Annotated in this window: 18 protein-coding genes; 9 read left to right on the top strand and 9 right to left on the bottom strand. The window is 71.1% G+C overall.

Going from position 1 to position 21,588, the window contains the following annotated elements; genetic code table 11:
• Positions 1 to 112 precede the first annotated feature (112 nt).
• Positions 113 to 1,831 carry an Ig-like domain repeat protein gene (locus AB0Q90_RS32985; RefSeq protein WP_363163533.1) on the top strand — a complete coding sequence of 573 codons (1,719 nt, stop codon included), beginning with the start codon at positions 113 to 115 and terminating at the stop codon, positions 1,829 to 1,831.
• On the opposite strand, the gene AB0Q90_RS32980 is transcribed toward AB0Q90_RS32985, so the two are convergent.
• From AB0Q90_RS32980 to AB0Q90_RS32955, 6 genes are all read right to left on the bottom strand, one after another.
• Positions 1,821 to 2,432, bottom strand: a complete 612-nt coding sequence (locus AB0Q90_RS32980; RefSeq protein ID WP_363163534.1) for a hypothetical protein — start codon at positions 2,430 to 2,432, stop codon at positions 1,821 to 1,823. The two genes, AB0Q90_RS32985 and AB0Q90_RS32980, sit on opposite strands and share 11 nt — an antisense overlap.
• Positions 2,419 to 3,954, bottom strand: coding sequence for a VWA domain-containing protein (locus tag AB0Q90_RS32975; RefSeq protein WP_363163535.1), 1,536 nt, complete (start codon positions 3,952 to 3,954; stop codon positions 2,419 to 2,421). Before AB0Q90_RS32975 ends, AB0Q90_RS32980 begins: the two co-directional genes overlap by 14 nt.
• Positions 3,951 to 5,114 (bottom strand): toxic anion resistance protein, encoded by a 1,164-nt coding sequence (locus tag AB0Q90_RS32970; protein WP_363163536.1) that lies wholly within the window; start codon positions 5,112 to 5,114, stop codon positions 3,951 to 3,953. The genes AB0Q90_RS32975 and AB0Q90_RS32970 overlap by 4 nt, the downstream gene beginning before the upstream one ends.
• Positions 5,111 to 6,184 (bottom strand): hypothetical protein, encoded by a 1,074-nt coding sequence (locus tag AB0Q90_RS32965; protein WP_363163537.1) that lies wholly within the window; start codon positions 6,182 to 6,184, stop codon positions 5,111 to 5,113. Before AB0Q90_RS32965 ends, AB0Q90_RS32970 begins: the two co-directional genes overlap by 4 nt.
• Before the next feature lie 254 nt (positions 6,185 to 6,438).
• Positions 6,439 to 6,840: a hypothetical protein gene (locus AB0Q90_RS32960; protein ID WP_363163538.1), complete on the bottom strand. Its 402-nt coding sequence runs from the start codon at positions 6,838 to 6,840 to the stop codon at positions 6,439 to 6,441.
• A gap of 78 nt (positions 6,841 to 6,918) precedes the next feature.
• The gene (locus AB0Q90_RS32955) at positions 6,919 to 8,130 is read right to left on the bottom strand and encodes a pyridoxal phosphate-dependent aminotransferase (RefSeq protein WP_363163539.1); all 1,212 of its coding nucleotides are present in this window, start codon (positions 8,128 to 8,130) and stop codon (positions 6,919 to 6,921) included.
• A 165-nt stretch (positions 8,131 to 8,295) separates the two neighbouring features.
• Here AB0Q90_RS32955 and AB0Q90_RS32950 point away from each other — a divergent pair, with 165 nt between their 5' ends.
• Positions 8,296 to 9,033, top strand: a complete 738-nt coding sequence (locus tag AB0Q90_RS32950; RefSeq protein WP_363163540.1) for a hypothetical protein — start codon at positions 8,296 to 8,298, stop codon at positions 9,031 to 9,033.
• Between the two features lie 189 nt (positions 9,034 to 9,222).
• Positions 9,223 to 10,065, top strand: a complete 843-nt coding sequence (locus AB0Q90_RS32945; protein WP_363163541.1) for a serine protease — start codon at positions 9,223 to 9,225, stop codon at positions 10,063 to 10,065.
• Positions 10,066 to 10,070: 5 nt separating this feature from the next.
• Here AB0Q90_RS32945 and AB0Q90_RS32940 read toward each other — a convergent pair whose 3' ends face one another.
• The gene (locus AB0Q90_RS32940) at positions 10,071 to 11,651 is read right to left on the bottom strand and encodes a D-aminoacylase (RefSeq protein WP_363163542.1); all 1,581 of its coding nucleotides are present in this window, start codon (positions 11,649 to 11,651) and stop codon (positions 10,071 to 10,073) included.
• Between the two features lie 10 nt (positions 11,652 to 11,661).
• Positions 11,662 to 12,927: an alanine racemase gene (locus tag AB0Q90_RS32935; protein WP_363163543.1), complete on the bottom strand. Its 1,266-nt coding sequence runs from the start codon at positions 12,925 to 12,927 to the stop codon at positions 11,662 to 11,664.
• Positions 12,928 to 13,040: 113 nt separating this feature from the next.
• Between AB0Q90_RS32935 and AB0Q90_RS32930 the strand changes: the two genes are divergently transcribed.
• From AB0Q90_RS32930 to AB0Q90_RS32910, 5 genes are all read left to right on the top strand, one after another.
• A complete protein-coding gene (locus tag AB0Q90_RS32930; protein ID WP_363163544.1) occupies positions 13,041 to 14,183 on the top strand; it encodes a sugar kinase in 1,143 nt (380 codons plus the stop codon).
• Positions 14,180 to 14,941 (top strand): IclR family transcriptional regulator, encoded by a 762-nt coding sequence (locus AB0Q90_RS32925; RefSeq protein ID WP_363163545.1) that lies wholly within the window; start codon positions 14,180 to 14,182, stop codon positions 14,939 to 14,941. Before AB0Q90_RS32930 ends, AB0Q90_RS32925 begins: the two co-directional genes overlap by 4 nt.
• Entirely contained in the window at positions 14,938 to 15,348 is a 411-nt protein-coding gene (locus AB0Q90_RS32920; RefSeq protein ID WP_363163546.1) for a RidA family protein, read from the top strand. The genes AB0Q90_RS32925 and AB0Q90_RS32920 overlap by 4 nt, the downstream gene beginning before the upstream one ends.
• Before the next feature lie 113 nt (positions 15,349 to 15,461).
• Positions 15,462 to 16,928: a gluconate:H+ symporter gene (locus tag AB0Q90_RS32915; protein ID WP_363163547.1), complete on the top strand. Its 1,467-nt coding sequence runs from the start codon at positions 15,462 to 15,464 to the stop codon at positions 16,926 to 16,928.
• A 53-nt stretch (positions 16,929 to 16,981) separates the two neighbouring features.
• On the top strand, positions 16,982 to 17,536 hold the full coding sequence (locus AB0Q90_RS32910; RefSeq protein ID WP_363163548.1) for a hypothetical protein: 555 nt from the start codon (positions 16,982 to 16,984) through the stop codon (positions 17,534 to 17,536).
• Here the strand turns inward: AB0Q90_RS32910 and AB0Q90_RS32905 are convergent.
• Positions 17,533 to 18,882: a M14 family metallopeptidase gene (locus tag AB0Q90_RS32905; protein WP_363163549.1), complete on the bottom strand. Its 1,350-nt coding sequence runs from the start codon at positions 18,880 to 18,882 to the stop codon at positions 17,533 to 17,535. The two genes, AB0Q90_RS32910 and AB0Q90_RS32905, sit on opposite strands and share 4 nt — an antisense overlap.
• A gap of 347 nt (positions 18,883 to 19,229) precedes the next feature.
• Here AB0Q90_RS32905 and AB0Q90_RS32900 point away from each other — a divergent pair, with 347 nt between their 5' ends.
• Complete coding sequence (locus tag AB0Q90_RS32900; RefSeq protein WP_363163550.1) at positions 19,230 to 21,578, top strand: LuxR C-terminal-related transcriptional regulator; 2,349 nt, start codon at positions 19,230 to 19,232, stop codon at positions 21,576 to 21,578.
• Positions 21,579 to 21,588 lie beyond the last annotated feature (10 nt).

Here is a 21,588-nt window from a genome sequence, read left to right as displayed (position 1 = left end):
GACAACTGCCCGCTGTGCCCCCTTGATCACGGGATCTTCACCCGTGTTACATGGCCTTCACAAGAGCCTCACCGTTCTCGGTGAGGCTCAACGAAGCCTGTGGGGGGCACAGTTGAATACAGCACACCGTTCCGGACGCCTCGCGGCCACGGTTCTCGCCGCCGCGCTCGCCGGGACCGGACTGACGGTCGCCGCCGCGCCCGCGGCGCACGCGGCGGCCTCCGTCGTCGTGGCCAAGCTGCCGATCTCGTCGTACTCGGCGCTGGCCGTCGACAACGTGCACCAGCGCGTGTACGTCGCCGACTCCCGCACCGACAGCTACTACAACAGCGGCATCATCGCGGTGTACACCTTCGACGGCGAGCGCGTCACCACCATCAGCACCACCCAGCACGTCTCCGGCCTCGCGCTCAGCGCCGACGGCGCCACGCTGTACGCCGGCGGGCGGGACTGGATCTACAAGGTGGACACCACCACCTACCAGGTGAGCAACAACAGCTACGCGTCCACCGACAACTGCGGCCGCAGCCTGGCCTTCTCCGGCGGCCAGCTGTACTTCACCACGCCGTACTCGTACTACACCGCCCAGTGCGACGCCACGCTCACCTACCTGGACAGCACGGCCGGGCGCACCAACTGGCAGGACAACGGCAAGCTCCAGCTGGAGGCCGGTCCGGGCGACCGGATGCTGATGGGCCAGCCGTCCAACTCCAGCGCGGCCAACCCCTTCCTCACCGTCTTCGACACGAGCAACGGCACCCTCGTGCGCAACGCCGCCCGCCGTTTCGCCGACGCCGACGGCAAGGGCGCCCTGGACCTGAAGGACATGGCGCTCTCCGCCGACGGCAGCAAGGTCGCCGTGGCCGACGCCGCCTACGGCACCCGCCTGCTGAACACCGGCGACCTGACGGACGCGGCAAGCGGCTACCAGGCCCTGCCCTCCGGTGCCACCGCCAGCGCGGTCGCGTTCAGCGGCGACGGCAAGTACATCGCCCGCGGCGCCTCGGCCGCGGGCTCCACCCCCGACCTGCTGGTGCAGCCCGCCGACCCGGGCGACTCCACCGCCCCGCTGGAGTTCGTCTTCGAGGGCAGCCTCGACGGCGACCGGGTCGCGCCCCGCGGCATGGAGTGGGCGGCGGACGGCTCGCGGCTGTTCACGGTCACCACCAATGCCGCCGGCAGCCAGTACTGGCTGCATGTCATCCAGCCCCCGGCCGTCCAGTACGACGTCCGCCTCAGTGACACGTTCACGCACAGCCCCGCCCAGGCCGTCGCGGGCGAGCCGCTGTCGGTGCGCGGCAAGCTGGAGTACGACGGCCCGGCGCCCGCCGAGCCGCTGAAGGTCACGGCGACCCGCACGGACGCGAACGGCACCCACGACCTGGGCACCTTCACCGTGAAGGAGGACGGCTCCTACACCGTCCTCGACGAGCCCGACCTCGTCGGCGACGCCACCTACACCGTGTCCTACCTCGGCGACCTCACCCACCGCCCGGCGAACGACGTCACCCACACGGTGTCCGTCGGCAAGGCCGCCACCTCCATCGCGCTCACCGCCCCGGCGGAGGCCTCGATGAGCACGGGTGTGGAGATCACCGGCACGTTCACCGCGCAGGGCAAGGCGCTGCCGGAGCGGGCGGTGCTCAAGGTGCAGCGCACCGACCGGGAGGGCACCGGCACGCTGTCGTCGGTGACCGTGGCCGCGGACGGCACGTTCACCATCAACGACATCCCGCGCGCCCGGCGCGAGGTGACCTACACGGTCAGCTGGCCGGGCGACGACCTGCACGAGGGCTCGACGGCCTCGGCGACGGTGTACGTCACGCGCTGACCCCGTCGGCGCCACCCCGGCCCTCCAGGTACCGGGTGTGGGTCTCCTGGCGGCGGGCCTCCGTATCCCTGAGGCCTGCCGCCAGGCTCTCCGCCTCCCGCCGCAGCACCCCGAGCTGACGCTCCAGCTGCCGCTCCGGCGCCTCCTGCCCCGGCGCCAGCCGGGTCCACCACCGGGTCCGTACGAACGTGTCGACGGCCTCGGGAAGGTCCTGCCGTACGGCCCGGGACAGGGTGTGCACGCCCTCCGGGTCCTGGACCAGCAGCTCGCCGGCCCAGCCCGGGTCCAGCAGCGCGGTCAGCAGGTCGGTCAGCTCGGTGAGGGAGCCCGTGGCGGCCGGCGGCAGGTCGACCTCCGCCAGATATCCGCACAGCTTCCCGAAGTCGCCGCGCAGCTCGTCCAGTTGGGCCGAGGGGTCGGGGAAGTCGGGCAGCGCGGGCCGCTCCGGCGGGGCGATCAGCGCGCCCGCGCCGTACAGACCGGCGACGACGACGGGCCAGTACGGGCCCGCCACCCCGGCGAAGGTGAGCACCACGCCGACCAGCCCGCAGGCGCTGCCGGTGATGTTCTTGCGGGACTCCAGGAACCTACTGATAGCCACGGATCTCCTCGAAGGCGCCGTCCAGCGAGCCCTGTTGGGCGTCGAAGAGACGGCCGCCGGTCAGCTCGGCGATGTGTTCCAGCTCGGAGCGTTCGGAGTCGCCGAAGAGGATCGGGAAGACGGGGATGTCCTTGAACGTGCTCTTCAGGCCCGTGTAGAAGAGCTCGAAGTGCTCCGCGTCCCGGCCGGTCGTGTTCTCCCCGTCCGTCATCAGCACGATCGACGAGAACGTGCCCTGGTCGACGGCGAGATGCCCGTAGGCCGCCTCCACCGCCGTGTAGATCGCGGTGTCGCCCTCCGCCGTGAGCGCCTCGGTGTCCTTGCGGATGGCGTCCAGGCCGCGGTCGGGGTCGGCGGGATCCACGACATGGGTGCTGGCGGACTTCACGTCCGAGCCGAACGGCATCAGCGTCACCTCCTCCCGCTCGCGGAAGTCACCGGTCAGCTCGGTCAGCGCCTCCTTGAGGCGGTCCAGCCGCTCGCCCTCCATCGAGCCGGAGGTGTCGAGGACGTACACGGTCCGCGAGGGGCGGCGCAGCTCGTTCTCGTAGGAGTGGAGCAGCCCGTCGGCGACGGAACGGCTGCCCGGGAAGGGCAGTTCGCGGCGGCGGGTGGTGTCCAGGCCGGCTGCCGGGGCCACGGAGGCGACGACCGGACGGCGGTGGGTGCGCTCGGTGATCTCCCGCTGGACGGCCGGAGTGCGCAGGGCCTCGGCCAGCCGGCGGACGTCCTCGCGGACGGCGGTCTTCGTGGAGGCGAGCGAGGAGAGCGGGTAGTCGGCGGTGACGACGCCGTCACGGGGGCGGATCACGGTCAGGCCCGGGATGCCCTTGAGGACGGACTCGTAGTTGAGCAGGGCGTCGACGTCCCCGCGCCGCTTGTAGGCCGCCGCCAGCCAGCCCGAGGAACCGGAGGTCAGCTGCTGCCCCTCGAAGAACTCCTTCAGACGGGGGCTCGCCTCTTCGACATCGGTCTCGGTGAGGGCGGACTGGGCGCCGGAGAGCGCCGAGGCGACCGAGACCAGCGTGGCGAAACCGGAGTTGGAGCGCGCGGGATCGGTCATGCCGTACGTCAGCTTCCCGTCCCGGACGGCCTTGTCGACCTGGGACCAGGTGACGTCCTCGGGCTTCCACCCCAGCTTCCGCACGGTGTCGGTCTTCACGCCGACGGCAACCGGGCTGGCCATGACGGGCGTCTCCGACACGACCTTCTTCGCCGCCTCGGGACGCAGCCGCAGATAGTCGTTGGAGGACAGCCACAGGGCGTCGTACGACCCGTCCGCCTTCCCCTTCGCCAGCAGGTCCACGGCGTCGAGGGTGCCCATGTAGGTGGGCCGGACCTTGATCCCGGTGTCCTGCTCGACCTTCTCCAGGACCGGGGTCATGTCTTCGAGCTCGCTGGAGGCGAGGACGCGCAGGGTGCCGGGCTCGGGGGCGGCCGGGCCCTCCTTCTTCTCCTCCTGCGCGGTGCACGCGGTGAGCAGGGCGAGGGCGAGGGCGAGCGGAGCTGCGGCACGTCTCATCCGAGCCCCCCTTCCAGCGCGCCCTGCGACCGGCTGCGCTCCAAGTAGGCACTGGCGTGCTGGAGTTCGCTGGTGAGGGACTCCACCGTCGAGGCCATCACCTCGGTCGCCTGGACCTTGTAGGTGTCGATCGCGTCGAGGGTGCGGTAGATCTGCTGGAACGCCGAGCGCAGGGTCTCCGCGCCCACCGCCGGATCGGCGGCGATGCGCTGGATCTCCCCGCTCTGCGTGGCGAGCATCTCGGCATTGCCCCGGATGAGGTCCTCCGTCGTCCCGCGCAACGCGTTGACCTGCTCGACGACCTTCTTCTGGCTGTCGAGCGCCGAGGCCAGCATCACCGAGATCCGCAGGGCCGACACGGTGGTCGTGGCCGCCCGGTCCACCCCCTTGATCAGCTCTTCGTTGTTGCGGCGTACGACGTCCATGGCGAGGTAGCCCTGGGCGCACACCGCGAGCTGGGTGAGCAGGTCCTGGTGCTTCTGCCGGACCGGGAAGAGGACGTCGGAGCGCAGCTGGTCGGCCTGCTGGGGATCGCCGACCCCGTCGATGTGCTGCTCAACCGCCGTGTCCAGCGCCTCGGTCAGCACGACGTACTCCTGGAGCTTGCCCATGGTCTCCCACAGGCGGACCCGCTCGGTCTGCAACGCGGCGTTGTCCCGGCGCAGTTCGTCCTGACCGCCGCGCAGCGAGCCGACGATCCGGTTGAGAGTCCCCTGCGCGGAGGCGTACTTGGCGACGTGGTCGCGCAGCTTGTTGCCGCCGGGCAGCCGGGAGAGGAACTTGCGCCCCTTGTTCGCGGGCAGGTCGCGCGGATCCAGGTCCTCCACCACCCGCCGCAGCTCCACCAGCGAGCCCGCGACCTGCGACTGGGCGTCGCCGCCCTTGGCGGGCAGGCTGCGCACGGTGCGCTCCAGCATCCGGTTGGACTGCGCCGCGGCGCCGCGCATCTCGCCGGCGCCGAGCGCGGTGATCTCGCCGACCTTGCCCGCGAACTCCGGGGAGCGGGCGTCGAGGACGGCGAGGCCCTGGACGTAGTCGGCCGCCTTCTGCGCGATGCCCGCGCGGACGGTGTCGTCGACGGGCACCAGCCCGCCGGCCTTCTCCCGCGGCACGGCCGCGACCGGCTCGGGCGGCGTGAGCGTGAACTCGTTGTCGGTCATGCGGAGTCCCCCGTTGCTCGGCGCGCCAGCTCGTGCAGCACCGCGGAGGTGGGCACGGGTGCCTGGCGGACGCCGGTCAGTTCCTGCTTGAGATAGGTGTCGGCCGAGGCGAACGCGGCGGCCGCGCCCTGCGGCCGGAAGCCGTGCCGCAGCTCCAGCTTCCGCAACTCCGCGTCCGTGGCCAGGAGTTCGGCCAGTGCGCGGCCGTTCTCGGTGAGCGGTACGACGGTGTGGTCACTGTTGACCGTGGTGTCCGGGTAGAGGACGACCAGGTCGTCCGGCTGCTGTCCGTCCGCCAGGAGCGCGGCGACCTGCGACTCGTAGACGAGTACGAGCGGATTGCCGGCGCCGCTGACGAAGTCCCGGAACGCCGCGTCCGTGCTGGACTGCTGGGCGCCCTGCACACTCACCAGCTTCCGCAGCAGCGGAGCCGTTTTGCCGACCTCGGCGTCGCTCGCGACGACCTTGCCGCCGTTGTCGACGTAGGAGGCCGCCGCGAGATAGAGGGCGCCGGAGTTGGAGGTCTCCGGGTCGGTGCTGGACAGGTAGAGGGTGCCGGTCAGCTCCCCGTACTTGGCGGCCCCCTTGAGCTGCTGCCAGGTGCGGTCCGCGCGGACCGCGTCGAGATATTCGGCCATCCTCAGGGTGCCGCGGTGATCGGCGTCCAGGGTGGCGAGCTTGTTCCCCGCGAGCACCTCGGCGGCGCTCTTGTGCGCCACGACGACGAGGGGCGAGTAGAAGGGGCGGGGGAGCGTTCCTCCGACCTTGTACTTCGCGGCGAGCTCGGTGGCCGGTGCCTGGCTGGAGGGCAGGGCGAAGTCGTACCCCTTGAGGTCCAGCCCCTCCATGGCCCATGACCCTGAGGTCTCGGCCTGCACGGTGTAGCCCTTGGCGGCGAGGGCCTTCACCACGTCGGGATCGGCGAAGAACTCCGCCTTCTCCGATCCGATCACTCCGCGCACGGTCTTCGTTGCCGTGCCCTGGTCCTCGTTGCTGCGGCCTGCGACGACGGCGGCCACCACGCCACCGATCAGCAGCACCGCGAGGACGATTCCTGCGATACGTCTCACGCCCGGGAGCGTGCTCGCGGAATCAGACGTTCCTGGGCAGGTCAGGTGAACGAGGGGTGACCGACCGTTCCCGGTATGCAACGGGAGTACGGGACTCCGCGCCCGGGTGTGTGGCACCCGGTCCGCGCGTCGCTGCGGGTGCACGCGGACCGGGGCCGATCAGAGGCGCCCCATAGGGGCGCGGGGCTGTGTCGATGTGCGGCTCCGCCGCGTGGGCGCGACAAGCCACGAGGGCGCCGCACGGAACAAGCGACCTACCGCGGCACAGCCAAGCGCAGCGAGTGCGCGTCCATGCGCTCGGCGGCCAGGATGGCAACGGCCGTGTCGGCGCGGGATGCCGCAACGACCAGCGCCCGCCCGGCCAGCGTGTGCGCCCGCTCGTGCAGCGCAGCGACCTCGTGCCCCTTGCCGCTGGGCACCGCACGCACGCAGGTTCCGCCCCGAAGTCGCGTCACCTGCTCCGCGAGCCGCGCCGCCGCCGCGTCCAGTTCGCCGGACGGCTCCACCGCGCGCAGTTCGTCGGTCACGGCGAGCAGTGCCGCGAGATGGCCCGCCAGTTGGATGTCCAGCTCCTCCTCGCGCGACCGGTGGGGGAAGTCGGAGGTGGTGCCGGCCATCGTGCTGTGGACCGACTTGGTGCGGATCGGTTCGTACATGGGACGGCCTCCTGTGCTGTCAGGAAGCCATCCTAGCTTAGATTTCGTCTAAAGTTGAGCCGTTCGCGGAACTGCTGGTCAGGGCTGGCTGTAGCCGTCGAGGAAGTTCCCGATCCGCGTCACCGCGTCCCTGAGGTCGCCGACCGTCGGCAGGGTCACGACGCGGAAGTGGTCCGGCTCGCTCCAGTTGAAGCCCGTGCCCTGGACCACCATGATCTTCTCGCGCCGCAGCAGGTCCAGCACCAGCTGCCGGTCGTCCTTGATCTTGAACACCTTGGGGTCGAGCCGCGGGAAGAGGTACAACGCGCCCTTCGGCCGTACGCAGCTCACCCCCGGGATCTGCGTCAGCAGCTCGTACGCGGTGTCCATCTGCTCCTTGAGCCGCCCGCCGGGAAGCACCAGGTCGTTGATGGTCTGCCGGCCGCTCAGGGCGGCGACCACGCCGTGCTGGCCGGGCATGTTCGCGCACAGGCGCATGTTCGCCAGGATCGTCAGACCCTCGATGTAGGAGTCCGCGTGCGCGCGCGGCCCGGAGATCGACATCCAGCCGACCCGGTAGCCGGCCACCCGGTACGCCTTCGACATGCCGTTGAAGGTGAGCGTGAGCAGATCCGGGGCGATCTTGGCGGTGGCGGTGTGCGTGGCGCCGTCGTAGAGGATCTTGTCGTAGATCTCGTCGGAGCAGACCAGCAGGTTGTGGCGCCGGGCGATGTCGGTGAGGCCCCTGATCATGGCCTCGTCGTACACGGCCCCCGTGGGGTTGTTCGGGTTGATGATCACGATCGCCTTGGTGCGGTCGGTGATCTTCCGTTCCACGTCGGCGAGGTCCGGCATCCAGTCGGACTGCTCGTCGCACCGGTAGTGCACGGCCGTGCCGCCGGACAGGGAGACGGCCGCCGTCCACAGCGGGTAGTCGGGCGAGGGGACGAGGACCTCGTCCCCGTCGTCCAGGAGCGCCTGCATCGCCATCACGATCAGCTCGGACGCGCCGTTGCCGATGAAGACGTGCTCGACGTCGGTCTCGATGCCGAGGGTCTGGTTGTGCATGACGACGGCCCGGCGGGCGGCGAGCAGTCCCTTCGCGTCGCCGTATCCATGGGACGAGGACACGTTCCGGAGGATGTCCTCCAGGATCTCCGGCGGGCACTCGAAGCCGAAGGCGGCCGGGTTTCCGGTGTTCAGCTTGAGGATGCGGTGGCCCGCCGCCTCAAGCCGCATGGCCTCTTCGAGAACCGGGCCCCGGATCTCGTAACAGACGTTGGCAAGCTTGGTCGACTGGATCACCTGCATGTCTGGGAGCTTACGGCCCGGTAACGCACCCTGGGCCGTGTTTTCCACCACTTGAGACAGGTTGGTTTGGGTGGTTATCGCCGGTAGCTGTCCCACAGGCCCCTCCCGTCTCTACAATGCGCGGCCATGTCCAGGCCACCTCAGTACGAAAACGGGGCGAATGCTGTGAATGCCGCGAATGGTGCGACGGGCGCTCTGGAGGGGGACGGGCCGGAGGGCCCGCCGAACGTGTACGTCCCGCAGACCGCGCCGTCCCCCGACTACCAGGAGTACGCCGATCCGGCCGTGGCGCACGGCTGGCAGAACGCGTACGACGAGACGAGCGAACTGCCGCAGATACCCGAGGAGCCGCCCATGGCTCCTTTCCGGCCAGAGGTGCCTGAGGTGCCCGAGGTGCCCCAGGCGTCCGAGGGACGCGAGGAACGCGAGGACTGGGAGTCCTACTGGGAGCCCGACGCCGGCAGCCGCACGGCCCGGCGCGCGCAGCACCGGCGCATGAACCGGCGCCGTGCGCTGATGGCCGTCGGCGCGGTGGGCGCGGCGTCCGTGGCCGCCCTGGTCGCCGGTTTCGCGTTCTCCTCCGACTCCCCGGACGGCTCCGAGGGCACCAAGGACCCGGCGAGCTCGTCGACGGACGACCCGGGCGTGCTCGACGGCCCGGGCGCGACGGACGATCCGTCCACCCCGGGCTCCGGCTCGTCCGCCACGACGGCCCCCGGTGCGGGAGGGTCGGCGGATGCCACCAAGGACGGGAAGGGGTCCGCCTCCCCGTCGGAGAAGTCGACGACCACGGCTCCCGATGAGACGTCCTCCACCTCCAGTGCTCCCGACGACGGCACGGCACCGGGCAACTCCGACGACAAGCCGGGCAACGGTGCGGGTGGGACCAAAGGGCCAAAGTAGGCCCAAAGGGCCGAAGTAATCCATGAGTGTTCAGCGCCCCCGCCGGGGCGCCATCAGCCATGCCCTGAACGCGCCTTGGCCGGAAACAACCGCTTGTTCTCACAGCCCCCTCACATAACAATGCGCATGACAAATCAGCGGGTGGCCGGAAGATCTCCGGTCACCTTCGTTGCAAGAGGGGACCCCCACATGAGAAAGCCTCTCGTCGTCGCGCTCTCCGCCCTGGCCATCGCCGGGGCCGGCGCGGCACCCGCGGTCGCGGCTCCCGAGCGGGGCGACAGCGCCGCGCCCGCGATCCAGGCCGTGAACTTCGCCGGGACCGTGGCACTGAGCAACTGCTCCGGCTCCGTCATCCGGATGCCCGACTCCGAGGACAACGACCCGGCACTCGTCCTCACCAACGGCCACTGCCTGGAGACCGGCTTCCCCGGGCCCGGCGAGGTCATCGTCGACCAGGCCTCCAGCCGTTCCTTCGGTCTGCTCAACTCCGCCGGCACCCGCGTCGGCACCCTGCGCGCCAGCAAGATCGCCTACGCCACGATGACCGACACCGACGCCGCGATCTACCAGCTCACCCGCACCTACGCGCAGATCAGGTCGACGTACGGCATCAACGCGCTCACCCTGAACGACACGCACCCCGTCGCCGGCACCGCCATCAGCGTCGTCTCCGGGTACTGGAAGCGGATCTACAACTGCTCCATCGACGGGTTCGCCTACCGCCTCAAGGAGGGCGACTGGACCTGGAAGGACTCCGTCCGTTACACCTCCAGCTGCAACACCATCGGCGGCACCTCGGGCTCGCCGGTGCTCGACCAGGCCACGGGACAGGTCGTCGCCGTCAACAACACCGGCAACGAGGACGGCCAGACCTGCACGGTGAACAACCCGTGCGAGGTCGACGAGAGCGGCAACGTCACCGTCCGCCAGGGCATCAACTACGCCCAGCAGACCTACCAGATCCCCGCCTGCTTCGGCATCGACAACAAGCTGGACCTGAGCGCCACCGGGTGCGTCCTGCCCAAGCCGTAACCGGTCTACGGGGTGCGCCGCACCGCCCGCCCCGCCAGTACGTCCGTTCGACGGCCCTCCTCGATCACGAAACGGCCGTCGATCAGGACGTACGGGATGCCCGTGGGAAGCGTGCGGGGCTCCGCGAAGGTGGAGCCCGCCGCCACCGTCTCCGGGTCGAACAGAACCAGGTCGGCGCGGTAGCCCTCGCGGACCAGGCCGCGGTCCGGCAGGCGCAGCCGGGCCGCCGGGCGGCCGGTCAGACGCGCGACGCACTCCTCCAGGGACAGCACGCCCAACTCCCGTACGTACCGGCCGAGATACCGCGGGAACGTGCCGTACGCCCGCGGATGCGGCTTGCTGCCCTGGAGGATGCCGTCGGAGCCGCCCGTGTGGACGCGGTGGCGCATGATCGCCCGGACGTTCTCCTCGTGGCCGACGTGCTGGAGGATCGTCGAGCCGAGCCGGTCCGACAGCAGCAGGCGGCGGGCCGTCGTCCAGCCGTCCAGGCGGTGGCCGATGTGCGAGGAGAGCGCGGGGTCGCTCACCCCCGAGATCTCGATCGTCCCCCACTCGACCGCCACCCCGTGACAGCCGTCCGAGCCGATGACTTCGAGATGGTGGCGGATGCGCTCCGCGGTCTCCTCGTCCCGCAGCCGCGCCAGCACCGCCTCCGGTCCGCCCTCGCTCGCCCAGCTCGGCAGCAGCGCCGCGAGCGTGGTGCAGCCGGGGGTGTAGGGGTAGGTGTCGAGGCTGATGTCCGCGCCGGCCGCCAGCGCCTTGTCCAGCAGGTCCAGCAGCTCCGGCGCCCGGCCCTTGTTCACGCCGAAGTTCATGGTGGCGTGGGCGAGATGGAGCGCACAGCCCGCCTCCCCCGTCAGGGCCACCATCTCCTCGTAGGCCTCCAGGGCTCCGGCCCCGTAGGAGCGGTGGTGGGGGCAGTAGTAGCCGTCGTAGGACGCCACCACCCGGCACAGTTCGGTCAGTTCGGCGTCCTTCGCGTACATGCCCGGCGTGTAGGTCAGCCCCGACGACATGCCGACCGCGCCCTGCTCCATGCCCTCGGCGACCAACTGCCGCATCCGGTCGAGCTCTTGGGGCGTCGCCTCGCGGTCCTCCCAGCCGACGGCGAGGGCGCGGACCGTGCCCTGGGGGATCAGGTAAGCGGCGTTGACCGCGATCCCGCGGTCCAGCCGGTCCAGGTACTCGCCCACCGACCGCCAGTCGAAGTCGATGTCGTCGCCGTACCCGTTCCAGCCGGTGATCGCACGGCGCACCTCGGCGAGCGTACGGTCGTCGACCGGCGCGTACGACAGCCCGTCCTGCCCGATGACTTCGAGGGTGACGCCCTGCGCGGCCTTCGCGCTGTGGTCCGGGTCCCTGAGCAGCGCCAGGTCGCTGTGCGCGTGCATGTCGACGAAGCCGGGGGAGAGGGCGAGCCCCTCCGCGTCCAACTCCCTCGTGGCGCGCGGGCGCTGGCAGCCGGCCGCCGCGGCCTCCTTGACGATCGAGACGATCCTGCCGTCGTCGACGACCACGTCGGCGCGGTAGGAGGGGGCGCCGGAGCCGTCCACCACCTCCGCGTCCCGGATGACCAGGTCCTCCACAGCGGGCCTCCTAGAAGAACGTACGGATGTAGTCGACGACCGTGCCGTCCGCCTCGGCGAGCGGGATCAGCTGCCACTTGTCGAAGGACGTGCACGGGTGGGACAGCCCCAGGCCGAGCCAGTCACCGACCTCCAGGTCCGCCTCCGGGGCCGTACGCAGCCAGGCGTGCTGGTCCGACAGGGCGGTCACCTCGATGCCGGTGGCCGGGCGCTCGACGCCGTCGCGGCGGACCACCTGGGCGAAGGGGAGGTCCAGGTCGTAGGCGGCGTCGCGTTTGCCGGCGTTGACGAAGGCCTGCTCGGGGGAGGGGCGGGAGACCACCTGCGCCCACAGGCGGAACGCGGGCTCCAGGGCGCCCTCCTCGGGGACCCGGTTGAAGGGGGTGAGCTTGCGGTAGTGGCCGTCGTCGTGGCTGACGTATGCGCCGGAGCGCAGCAACTTCAGGACGGGCGCGCTCAGTTCGGGGATCGCGGCGAACGCGTCGGCCACCGCGTCGAACCAGGCGCTGCCGCCCGCGCTGACGACGATCTCGTCCGTCCGCGAGAAACGGCCCGCCTTGTCGAAGTCGACGGCGAGGGAGACCAGGCGGTGCAGCCAGGCGGCGACCCGCTCCGGGGTGGCCTGCGGGACCTCGCCCTCGTAGCCGGCGACGCCGACCAGGCGCAGGGTCCCGGTGGCGGCCACCGCGTCGGCGACCGCGGCGCACTCAGCCTCCGTCCGCACCCCGGTCCGCGCGCCCTCGCCGGCGGCGAGCTCGACGACGACGTCCACGGGCCGGGCGGCCCCCTTCAGCGCCGCGTCCATCAGCTCCACGCCGCGCACGGAGTCGACGTAGCAGACGAAGCGGAAGGACGGGTCGGCGGCCAGGTCGGCGGCGATACGGCGCAGGGAGGCGGCGTCCACGAGTTCGTTGGCGAGGAAGACGCGCTGGATGCCGAACTCCCTTGCCACCCACACCTGGTGCGGGACAGCGAGCGTGATGCCCCAGGCGCCGTGCTCGATCTGGCGCTGGAACAGCCGCGGGGCCATGGAGGTCTTGCCGTGCGGGGCGAAGGCGAGACCGTGGCGGTCCGCGTACGTCTCCATCAGCCGCAGGTTGTGCTCCAGCCGCTCGGCGGACAGCGCCAGCACGGGCGTGGCGAATCCGTCGGTGAACAGATTGCGACGCTGGGCGGCCAGCTCGCCGACGGTGAGCCCGACGGCGTCCGGCGGGAGGCCCTTGAAGCGGTGGTCGACGCGTTCCTCGGCCAGGCGGGCGAGCGCTTCAGCGGCCATTGAGCCTCCCTGATCAGGAGCGTTGCATGCACTGCAACGTCCGTTGCGTATGTCGCTTACTGCTGTCTAACATCTCGGCCAACACGAACACAAGGCTGGGAGCTACGACGATCGTGACCGCCACAGGACCCCGCAACGCCCCCGACGTCGTGGACGTCGTCGCGCTCGGCGAGTCCATGGTCACCTTCCTGCCCACCCGCCCGGGCCGCCTCGCCGACGTACCCTCCTTCGACCGCGGGATCGGCGGCGCGGAATCCAACGTGGCCTGCGCGCTGGCCGCGGCCGGGCACACGGCGAGATGGGTGAGCCGGGTCGGCGCCGACGGCTTCGGCGACCACCTGGTGGAGACGGTCGGGGCGTACGGCGTCGACGTGTCCGCCGTCCGCCGGGACCCGCTGCGGCCGACGGGGGTGTACTTCCGTACGGCCGGGGACCGGGGCACGGACGCGCATGAAGTGGCGTACTACCGGGCGGGCTCGGCGGCGTCGGCGATGACCGTCGGGAACGTGGACCTGGGCGCGGTGCGCGCGGCACGGGTCCTGCACCTGTCGGGCATCACGGCAGCGCTGTCGGAGGACTGTCTGACGCTGCTGCGAGAACTCACGGCTCCCCGCCCCGGCCGCCCCCTGATCTCCTTCGACGTCAACCACCGCCCCGGCCTCTGGCAGGCCACCGACGCAGGCGTCCTCCTGGACCTGGCCCGGCATGCCGACCTCGTGTTCGTGGGGGAGGACGAGGCGGAGGAGGCGTGGGGAGTGACCGGGGGCCCGGAAGCGATCAGGACGGCACTGCCGGAGCCGGGCGTACTGGTGGTGAAGCAGGGGGCGGATGGGGCAACCGCCTTCGAGTCACCCAGCTACGGGCAGTCGTGCCGCTGGGGCGGCCCCGCTGCCAAAGAAGGCGGCACCCCGCGAGCGCGGGCAAGCGAACCCACCCCCACGCCGGCCCCCACCCCGCCCACCTTCGAACCGGCCCCCACTGTCGACGTCGTGGCAACCACCGGCGCCGGAGACGCGTTCGCCGCCGGATACCTCTCGGCAACCCTCCGAGACCTCCCGGCCCGTGACCGGCTCCGCCACGCCCACCTCTGGGCCGCCGCCGCCCTCACCACCCCCGGCGACCTCGCGCCGCCCCCCGCCCGCGACACCGCCGACCGGCTGGCCGCTCTCGGTGAGGACGCTTGGGGGACACTTCGACTCGGCCCCGGCTGGACACAGGCCGAACAACGGGCCGAGGAGGAGGTACCCACCCCATGAGCCAGACCGTCGACCGCGCGCTGAGCATCCTGCCGCTGCTCGCCGAGGGCCCCGCCGACCTCGGACAGGTCGCCGACCGGCTGGGCGTGCACAAGTCCACCGCCCTGCGCCTCCTGCGCACCCTCCACGAGCACGGCATGGTCTACCGCCAGTCCGACCAGCGCTACCGCCTCGGCGCCCGGCTCATCGCGCTCGCGCAGGAGGCCATGGAGAACCTCGACATCCGCGAGATCGCCCACCCCCACCTCGTACGCCTCAACGAGCGGATCGGACACACCGTCCACCTCGCCGTGTACGAGGAGGACGAGGTGCTCTACATCGACAAGGTGGAGTCCCGCTACCCGGTGCGGATGTACTCGCGGATCGGCAAGCCCGTCGCCCTCACCGTCGCCGCCGTGGCGAAACTCCTCCTCGCCGACCTTCCCGAAGCCGAGCGCCGCGCCCTCGCCGACAAGCTCGACTACCCCATGTACACGGCCCGTTCGACCCCCAGCGCCCCCGCCTTCCTCAAGGAGCTGGAGCGCGTGCGCGAACAGGGCTGGGCCACCGACCTCGGCGGCCACGAGGAGTCCATCAACTGCGTGGCCGCCCCGATCCGCGGCGCCGACGGCCGGGTCGTCGCCGCGATGTCGGTCTCCGCGCCCAACGTCGTCGTCACCGCGGACGAACTCCTCACCCTCCTGCCGCTGGTGCGCCGCACGGCGGACGAGATCAGCGGCGAGTACTCCGGCAAGACCCCAGCAAAGGACCCCGAATGACGGACAAGATCGCGCTCACCCCCAAGACCCACACCACTCCGCCCGCGAAGTTCTCGCACGGCGTGAAGAAGGGCAACATCCTCCAGGTCGCCGGCCAGGTCGGCTTCCTCCCGGCGGAGGAGGGCAAGCCCCCGACGCCCGCCGGCCCGGGCCTGCGCGAGCAGACCCTCCAGACCCTCGCCAACGTCAAGGCGATCCTGGAGGAGGGCGGCGCGAGCTGGGACGACGTGATGATGATCCGCGTCTATCTGACCGACGTGGCCCACTTCGCCGAGATGAACGAGCTCTACAACGCCTACTTCGAGGCGCAGCACCTCACCGCCCCGCCCGCCGCGCGCACGACGGTCTACGTCGGCCTCCCCGCGGGCCTGCTCATCGAGATCGACGCGCTCGCCGTCCTCGGCTGACGCCCCCTCAACTCCCGCACGCCGTACACGGCACGGCACCCCGACCCGCTGGGGTGCCGTGCCGCGATCCCCCCTGCCCGAAAGCTGTATGCACTTACGCAGAGGACCCCCGTATGTCCTTCCCGCTCGCCGCTTCCCCCGCCCCCGAAGCCCCACCCCACACCGGTGGACTGCTCCTGCTCATCGACGGCACGGCCGGTCTGCTGACCGTCGCCGCCATCGGTATCGCACTGCTGCTCTTCCTGATCATCAAGGCCCGGCTCCAGCCGTTCGTCGCGCTGCTCGCCGTCTCCATAACCGTCGGCCTGCTCGCCGGACTGTCGGTCACCGAACTCTTCGGCACCGTCCAGCGCTCCGACGCCGTCTCCACCATCGAGACCGGCATGGGCGGCATCCTCGGCCATGTCGCGATCATCATCGGCCTCGGCACCATGCTCGGCGCGATTCTCGAAGTCAGCGGCGGGGCCGAGGTGCTGGCCTCCCGGCTGCTCGGGATGTTCGGCGCGAAGAGAGCGCCCCTCGCCATGGGCATCACCGGTGTCATCTTCGGCATCCCGGTCTTCTTCGACGTCGGCATCTTCGTCCTCGCGCCGATCGTGTACGCGGCGGCGAAGCGCAGCGGCAAGTCGATCCTGCTCTACTGCCTTCCCCTGCTCGCCGGCCTGTCGATGACCCACGCCTTCCTGCCCCCGCACCCCGGCCCGGTGGCCGCGGCCGGCCTGCTGCACGTGGACCTCGGCTGGGTCATCCTCATGGGCGTCGTCTGCGGCATCCCGGCCGTGCTCGCCGCGTGGGTGTTCTCCGCCTGGATCGGCCGCCGCATCTTCGTCGCCGTACCGCAGGACATGGTCGAGGCGGCGGAGGAGGCCAAGCGCGCGGTGCGGGACGAGCAGCGCGAGCCGCGCGAGCAGCCGGTCGCCCTCGGCACGGTCCTCGCCATCATCGGCACGCCGCTGATCCTGATCCTCGCCGCCACCTTCTCCTCGATCGCCCTTGACCCCTCCACCCCGCGCTCGGTGATCGAGTTCTTCGGGCACCCCTTCGTGGCCCTGACGATCGCGCTGCTGCTCGCCTACTACGTCCTCGGCATCCGCCGCGGCTGGTCCCGCAGATCCCTGGAGACCGTCTCGACGTCCTCCCTCAAGCCGGTCGGCAACATCCTGCTGGTCGTCGGCGCGGGCGGGGTCTTCGGCGCCGTACTGAAGGCGAGCGGCGTGGCCCAGGCCCTGTCCGACACCTTCAACGACGTCGGACTGCCGGTGATCGTGCTGTCCTACCTGATCTCCGTCGTCCTGCGGGTCGCCCAGGGCTCGGCGACGGTGGCGATCGTCACGACCGCGGGCATCGTCGCGCCCCTTCTCGCGGAGGGCGACCACTCGCAGGCCTTCGTGGCCCTCGTCATCATGGCGATCTCGGCCGGTTCGATCTTCGCCTCGCACGTCAACGACGGCGGCTTCTGGATGGTGGCGAAGTACTTCGGCATCAGCGAGCGGGACACCCTCAAGACGTGGACCGTGCTGGAGACGGTGCTGTCGGTGGTCGGGTTCGTGATGGCCGCCGCGTTGAGCATCTTCGTATAACGATGCAGGGGCTGGCTGTGTGCGGCACAGGATCGTCGACCATACTGCCCGCTGTGGAGCAGCGCATAGGTTCGAGCAGCCAGCCCTTGGAAGGCGCCGGATTCGACCCGGCCTTCGTCCCCGGGATCACCTCGCCCGTGTCCAAGGAGACGGAGGCGGAGGAGACCGGAGAGGTCTCTGCCGAGGAGGTTTCCGGCGAGGAGGTCTCCGTCGACAAGACCTCTCTCGACAAGACCTCTCTCGACAAGGCCTCTGCCGAGAAGGCCGAGGAGGCCGGGAAGGCCGAGGAGACCGTCGTAGAGGATGACGACGACGCGGACCCCGACGGACCGGTCTTCGAGGCCGCCGACCGCCGGGCGCGGATCGTCGCCGATCATCGTGGTGTCCGGCTCGCCCTGGACGACCAGGAGTGCGAGTTCCGCTGGGACGAGATCGGCGCGGTAGAGACGGAAACCGCCCGCTTCGGCAAGCGGTTCACCATCACGGTGCACACTCCTGACCGCCGCTGGTACCCGATCGAGATCGAGGCGACGGCCAGGAGCCGCTTCAGCGAGTGGGAGTCACAGCTGGACGCCGTGCTGGACGCCTACTTCGAAGAGTCCGACTAGCAGTACTGCGCTTCCTTGCCGATGGACCGGTACATACAGTCCGCGTTCTCCAGCAACTGCAGTACCGCGTCCCGGTTCCGGGACGTCTCCCGCTCGATCACCTCGTCGGGCGGGTAGAACCCGCCCCCGGAACTGGATCTCGGATACATCTCGAACGTGTACCCGAAGATCTTGTGCACGCCCCAGAGGTAGTCGTCGATCGACCCGTCGGTGATGTACAGGTCGCTTGACTGCTCGGGCGTGTAGCCGTTGCTGGCGGCCATCTTCCCGCCGACGGTCGCGAAGGCGTTCCGGTCGTCGGCCGTCATCCCGGTCGTGGTGTCGGCGGTGGTGTACCCGAACGGCCACAGCACCAGCTCGCTGTACGTGTGGAAGTCGATGCCGGCCTTGATCTGCTGGACCCCGCCGACGACCCGGCTGCGGACGAAGTTCGAGACGACCTTCACCTCGGGCGCGGACTCGGGGGCGGTGCCCCGGTAGGTGTCCGAGGACGTCGAGCCGGAGGAGCCGCCGCAGCAGCCCCAGCGGTAGTTCCAGTTGCGGTTCAGGTCCGTGCCGACGTACGAGGAACCCGAGTTGGGCTGCCGGTTCTTGCGCCACGAGCGGTAGGAGCCGGTCGCGATGTCGTACTCGCCGCCGTCCGGGTTGAGGTCGGGGATGATCCAGATCTCGCGGCCGTTCACCATGTTGGTGACCCGTGAGTCGGTGCCGTAGTCGGAGGTCAGCTCGCGCAGCAGGTACAGCGCCATCTCGACGGTGAGGTGCTCGCGGGCGTGCTGGTGGTGGGTGAACAGCACCTCCGGCTCGGACTCGTCGGTGGCGACGTTGTCGCTGACCTTGATGGCGGTGATGTTCCGGCCCTGGTACGAGGTGCCGATGACGCGTGTGCTGACGATGCTCGGGTACGCCGAGACGATCGAGCTGATCTCGCTCGTCATCTCCGCGTAGTTGTGGTACCGCGAGTCCGCCGACGGGAAGTCGAGGATCCCGATGTCGTCCGCGCCGCTCGACCGGTCCGGTACGGAGCCCAACGGCGTGACCTCGTAGCCGAGTTGACGCAGCTTCTTGACCTGGTCGGCGCGGCCGGAGACCACCAGGCCGTGGTCGTCGACCTCGTCCACGGTCACGCCGGTCCGCTGGATCGCCGTGCGGTCCTTGACCGTCGAGTGGGAGTGGATCTCGTACTGGCGGACGTCGTCGGCGGAGGGTGCCGCCGTGGTGCCGCTGTCCGCGCCGTTGGCGGCGTTCGCGGAGAGGGGTGCCGCGAGGGTGAGAGCGAGGAGGGCGGCGAGTGCGGCGGTGCGTCTCCCGCCGTGGGCGCCCGAGCCTCGGATGCGAAGTCGCATGAATTCTCCTTGTGTCTCCAGGAATTCCGGGATCTCCGGAAGTGTGGGGAGTGGAGCGGGGGGTGGTTCAGCGACGTGCTGGTGCGGGTGTGGCGCTCATCGTCCGCTTGTGGCATGACCAGGTCAAGAGTGAATACGGACGTACTGGCGTGAACCGTTCGCGGTGACGGCCGGGCAGTGTACGCGGGGTTGATCCCCGGGGCGTGGGCCTGGGCAAAGTGCACTCGTGGGTGTGAGTGCCGGGTGCGTGTTCGTCGGACCCCGGGGGAGAGTGAGGGGTCCGCGCGCAAGAGGAGCCGCACACTCCGGGTTCGATCCCGGACCACACCCCAGAGGACTGGCTGATCATGGGCGGATCAGCGCCACGGGAGCATCAGGTGCCGGCGGAGTCGACCCGCTTCGTCGACCGGCGCGCCGAACTGGCCTCGGGCAGATCACTGTTGGCCGTGTCGCGGCTGGTCACGCTGACCGGTCCGGGCGGCGTCGGCAAGACCCGCCTCGCCCTGCGCCTCGCGGACCGCGTCCGGCGCACGTTCCCCGACGGCGTGCGCTTCATGCACCTGTCCGGCCTCGACGACCCCGAACTCGTCCCGCTCGCCGCCGCCGACGCGCTCGGCCTGCACGACCACTCCGCACGGCCGCCGCTGACCGCGCTCGCCGAGCACGTACGCGACCGGCGGCTGCTCCTCGTCGTCGACAACTGCGAACACCTGCTGACCGCCTGCGCCGAACTCGCCGCCGCCCTGCTGCACGGCACCCAGGGCGTCCGGGTCCTCGCCACCAGCCGCCACCGCCTCGGCCTCACCGAGGAACACCTCCTGGAGCTACGGCCGTTGCCGGTCCCCGACCCGGACGGTGACCTCTCCGGCGCCGACCGCCACCCGGCGCTCGCCCTGTTCGCCGACCGCGCCGCCGCCGTCGTACCCGGCTTCCGCCTCACCCCCGCCAACCGCGCCGCCGTGGCCCGCCTGTGCCGCCGCCTCGACGGCCTGCCCCTAGCCCTCGAACTCGCCGCCGGCCGCCTGCGCGACCTCACCCTCGACCAGCTCCTCACCGCCCTCGACGACCGCTACCGCCCCCTGACCGACGCACCCCCCACCACCCACCCCCGCCACCAGACCCTCCGCGCCGCAGTCGACTGGAGCCACGAACTGTGCACCCCTCAGGAGCGCCTGGTCTGGGCCCGGGCATCAGTGCTGGCGGGGGGCTTCGACCTGGAGACGGCGGAGGCGGTGTGCGGGGAGGGGGGCGAACTTCCCGAGGCCGCCCATGTCGTAGGCCCAGGCCGTGATCGCCTCCACCCCGGCGAGGTCCTCGACGCGCTTGCCGGGCTTGTCGACAAGTCCGTGCTGGGTCGGGAGGCGGGGCCCGGGGGGAGTGTGCGGTATCGGCTGCTGGACACGTTGCGGCAGTACGGGCTGGAGCGGCTGCGGGCGATGCCCGGGGAGGAGGTTGCCGTGCGGCGGCGGCAGCGGGACTGGATGCAGGGGCGGGCCGCCGCCTGTGAGCGGGCCTGGTTCGGGCCGGGGCAGCGGGAGATCGTCGCGCGGCTCAGGGCCGACCAGGACAATCTGCGTGCCGCCCTGGACTTCAGCCTCGGCACCCCCGGCGAGCAGCCGGCCGGGCTGCGGCTCGCGGGCACCCTGTGGTTCTACTGGCACGCCTGCGGCGCACCCCGCGAGGGCTGCCACTGGCTGGCCCGGGCCCTCGCCGCCAACCCCGAGCCCACCCCGGAGCGGGCCCGGGCCCTGTGGGTGGCCGGGCTCCTCGCGGCGGGCACCCAGGACTTCGGCGAGGGCCGCCGCCTCGCCGAACAGGGCCGCGCACTCGCCCGCGACCTGGGCGAGGAGGCCGAGGCCGCGCACGCGGACTACGTCGTCGGCGTCATCACCCTGTTCAGCGACGACCTCCCGGCCGCCCTCGCCCACTTCGAGGCCGCCGCCGCCCGCGGCCCGGTCCCCGGCCAGCACCTCAGCCTCGTCGGCCTCGACCGCGTGGAACTCGCCTGCGCCCTGAACTTCCTGGGCGAGGCCGACCGCGCCATGGCCGTCTGCGAGGACGCCCGCCGGCTCTGCGCCCGGCACGGCGAGGAGTGGGTGCACTCCTACCTCCTGCGCATGCTCGCCCTGGCCTGCGCGGTCAAACGGGACTGGCCGCAGGCCGAACGGCACGCCCGCCAGGCCCTGCGGCTGAAGTCCGCCGTGCACGACGTCATCGGCATCGCCCTCACCCTCGACCTGCTCGCCCAGGTGACCACCGAGCGCGGCGCACCCGAACGCGCCGCCGTCCTGCTCGGCGGCGCCGACCGGGTGTGGGCCGACATCGACCGCAACCGCTGGGGCTCGGCCACCCTCCGGGCCACCCGCCAGGACAGCGAACGCCGGGCCCGCGAGGCCCTGGGCGGACCGGCGTACCAGCGGGCCTACCGGCGCGGCCACGGCCTGGACCTGGACCGACTCCTCGACCACGCCCTCGACACGGACGAGCCGCACCGGCGCGCCCCGGTCCCGGCCCGCCTCACCCCCCGCGAGTCCCAGGTCGCCGAGCTCCTCGCCCAGGGGCTGGCCAACCAGCAGATCGCCGACCGTCTGGTGATCGCCCGCCGCACCGCGGAGGGCCATGTGGAACGCATCCTCGGCAAGCTCGGCCTGAGCAACCGCAGCCAGGTCGCCGCCTGGATGACCACCCGACGCTGAACACCCCGAC

The organism is Streptomyces sp. NPDC079141, from assembly GCF_040686775.1.
Lineage (GTDB): Bacteria > Actinomycetota > Actinomycetes > Streptomycetales > Streptomycetaceae > Streptomyces.
This window is presented reverse-complemented; position numbering and strand designations above follow the sequence as displayed.

What these genes read in the sequence shown, in the direction of transcription:
- AB0Q90_RS32945 (WP_363163541.1), top strand. Translation starts at nt 9,223, where the DNA reads ATGAGAAAGCCTCTCGTCGTCGCGCTCTCCGCCCTGGCCATCGCCGGG.
- AB0Q90_RS32920 (WP_363163546.1), top strand. Translation starts at nt 14,938, where the DNA reads ATGACGGACAAGATCGCGCTCACCCCCAAGACCCACACCACTCCGCCC.
- AB0Q90_RS32955 (WP_363163539.1), bottom strand. Translation starts at nt 8,130, where the DNA reads ATGCAGGTGATCCAGTCGACCAAGCTTGCCAACGTCTGTTACGAGATC.
- AB0Q90_RS32925 (WP_363163545.1), top strand. Translation starts at nt 14,180, where the DNA reads ATGAGCCAGACCGTCGACCGCGCGCTGAGCATCCTGCCGCTGCTCGCC.
- AB0Q90_RS32935 (WP_363163543.1), bottom strand. Translation starts at nt 12,927, where the DNA reads ATGGCCGCTGAAGCGCTCGCCCGCCTGGCCGAGGAACGCGTCGACCAC.
- AB0Q90_RS32960 (WP_363163538.1), bottom strand. Translation starts at nt 6,840, where the DNA reads ATGTACGAACCGATCCGCACCAAGTCGGTCCACAGCACGATGGCCGGC.
- AB0Q90_RS32900 (WP_363163550.1), top strand. Translation starts at nt 19,230, where the DNA reads ATGGGCGGATCAGCGCCACGGGAGCATCAGGTGCCGGCGGAGTCGACC.
- AB0Q90_RS32975 (WP_363163535.1), bottom strand. Translation starts at nt 3,954, where the DNA reads ATGAGACGTGCCGCAGCTCCGCTCGCCCTCGCCCTCGCCCTGCTCACC.
- AB0Q90_RS32915 (WP_363163547.1), top strand. Translation starts at nt 15,462, where the DNA reads ATGTCCTTCCCGCTCGCCGCTTCCCCCGCCCCCGAAGCCCCACCCCAC.
- AB0Q90_RS32970 (WP_363163536.1), bottom strand. Translation starts at nt 5,114, where the DNA reads ATGACCGACAACGAGTTCACGCTCACGCCGCCCGAGCCGGTCGCGGCC.
- AB0Q90_RS32905 (WP_363163549.1), bottom strand. Translation starts at nt 18,882, where the DNA reads ATGCGACTTCGCATCCGAGGCTCGGGCGCCCACGGCGGGAGACGCACC.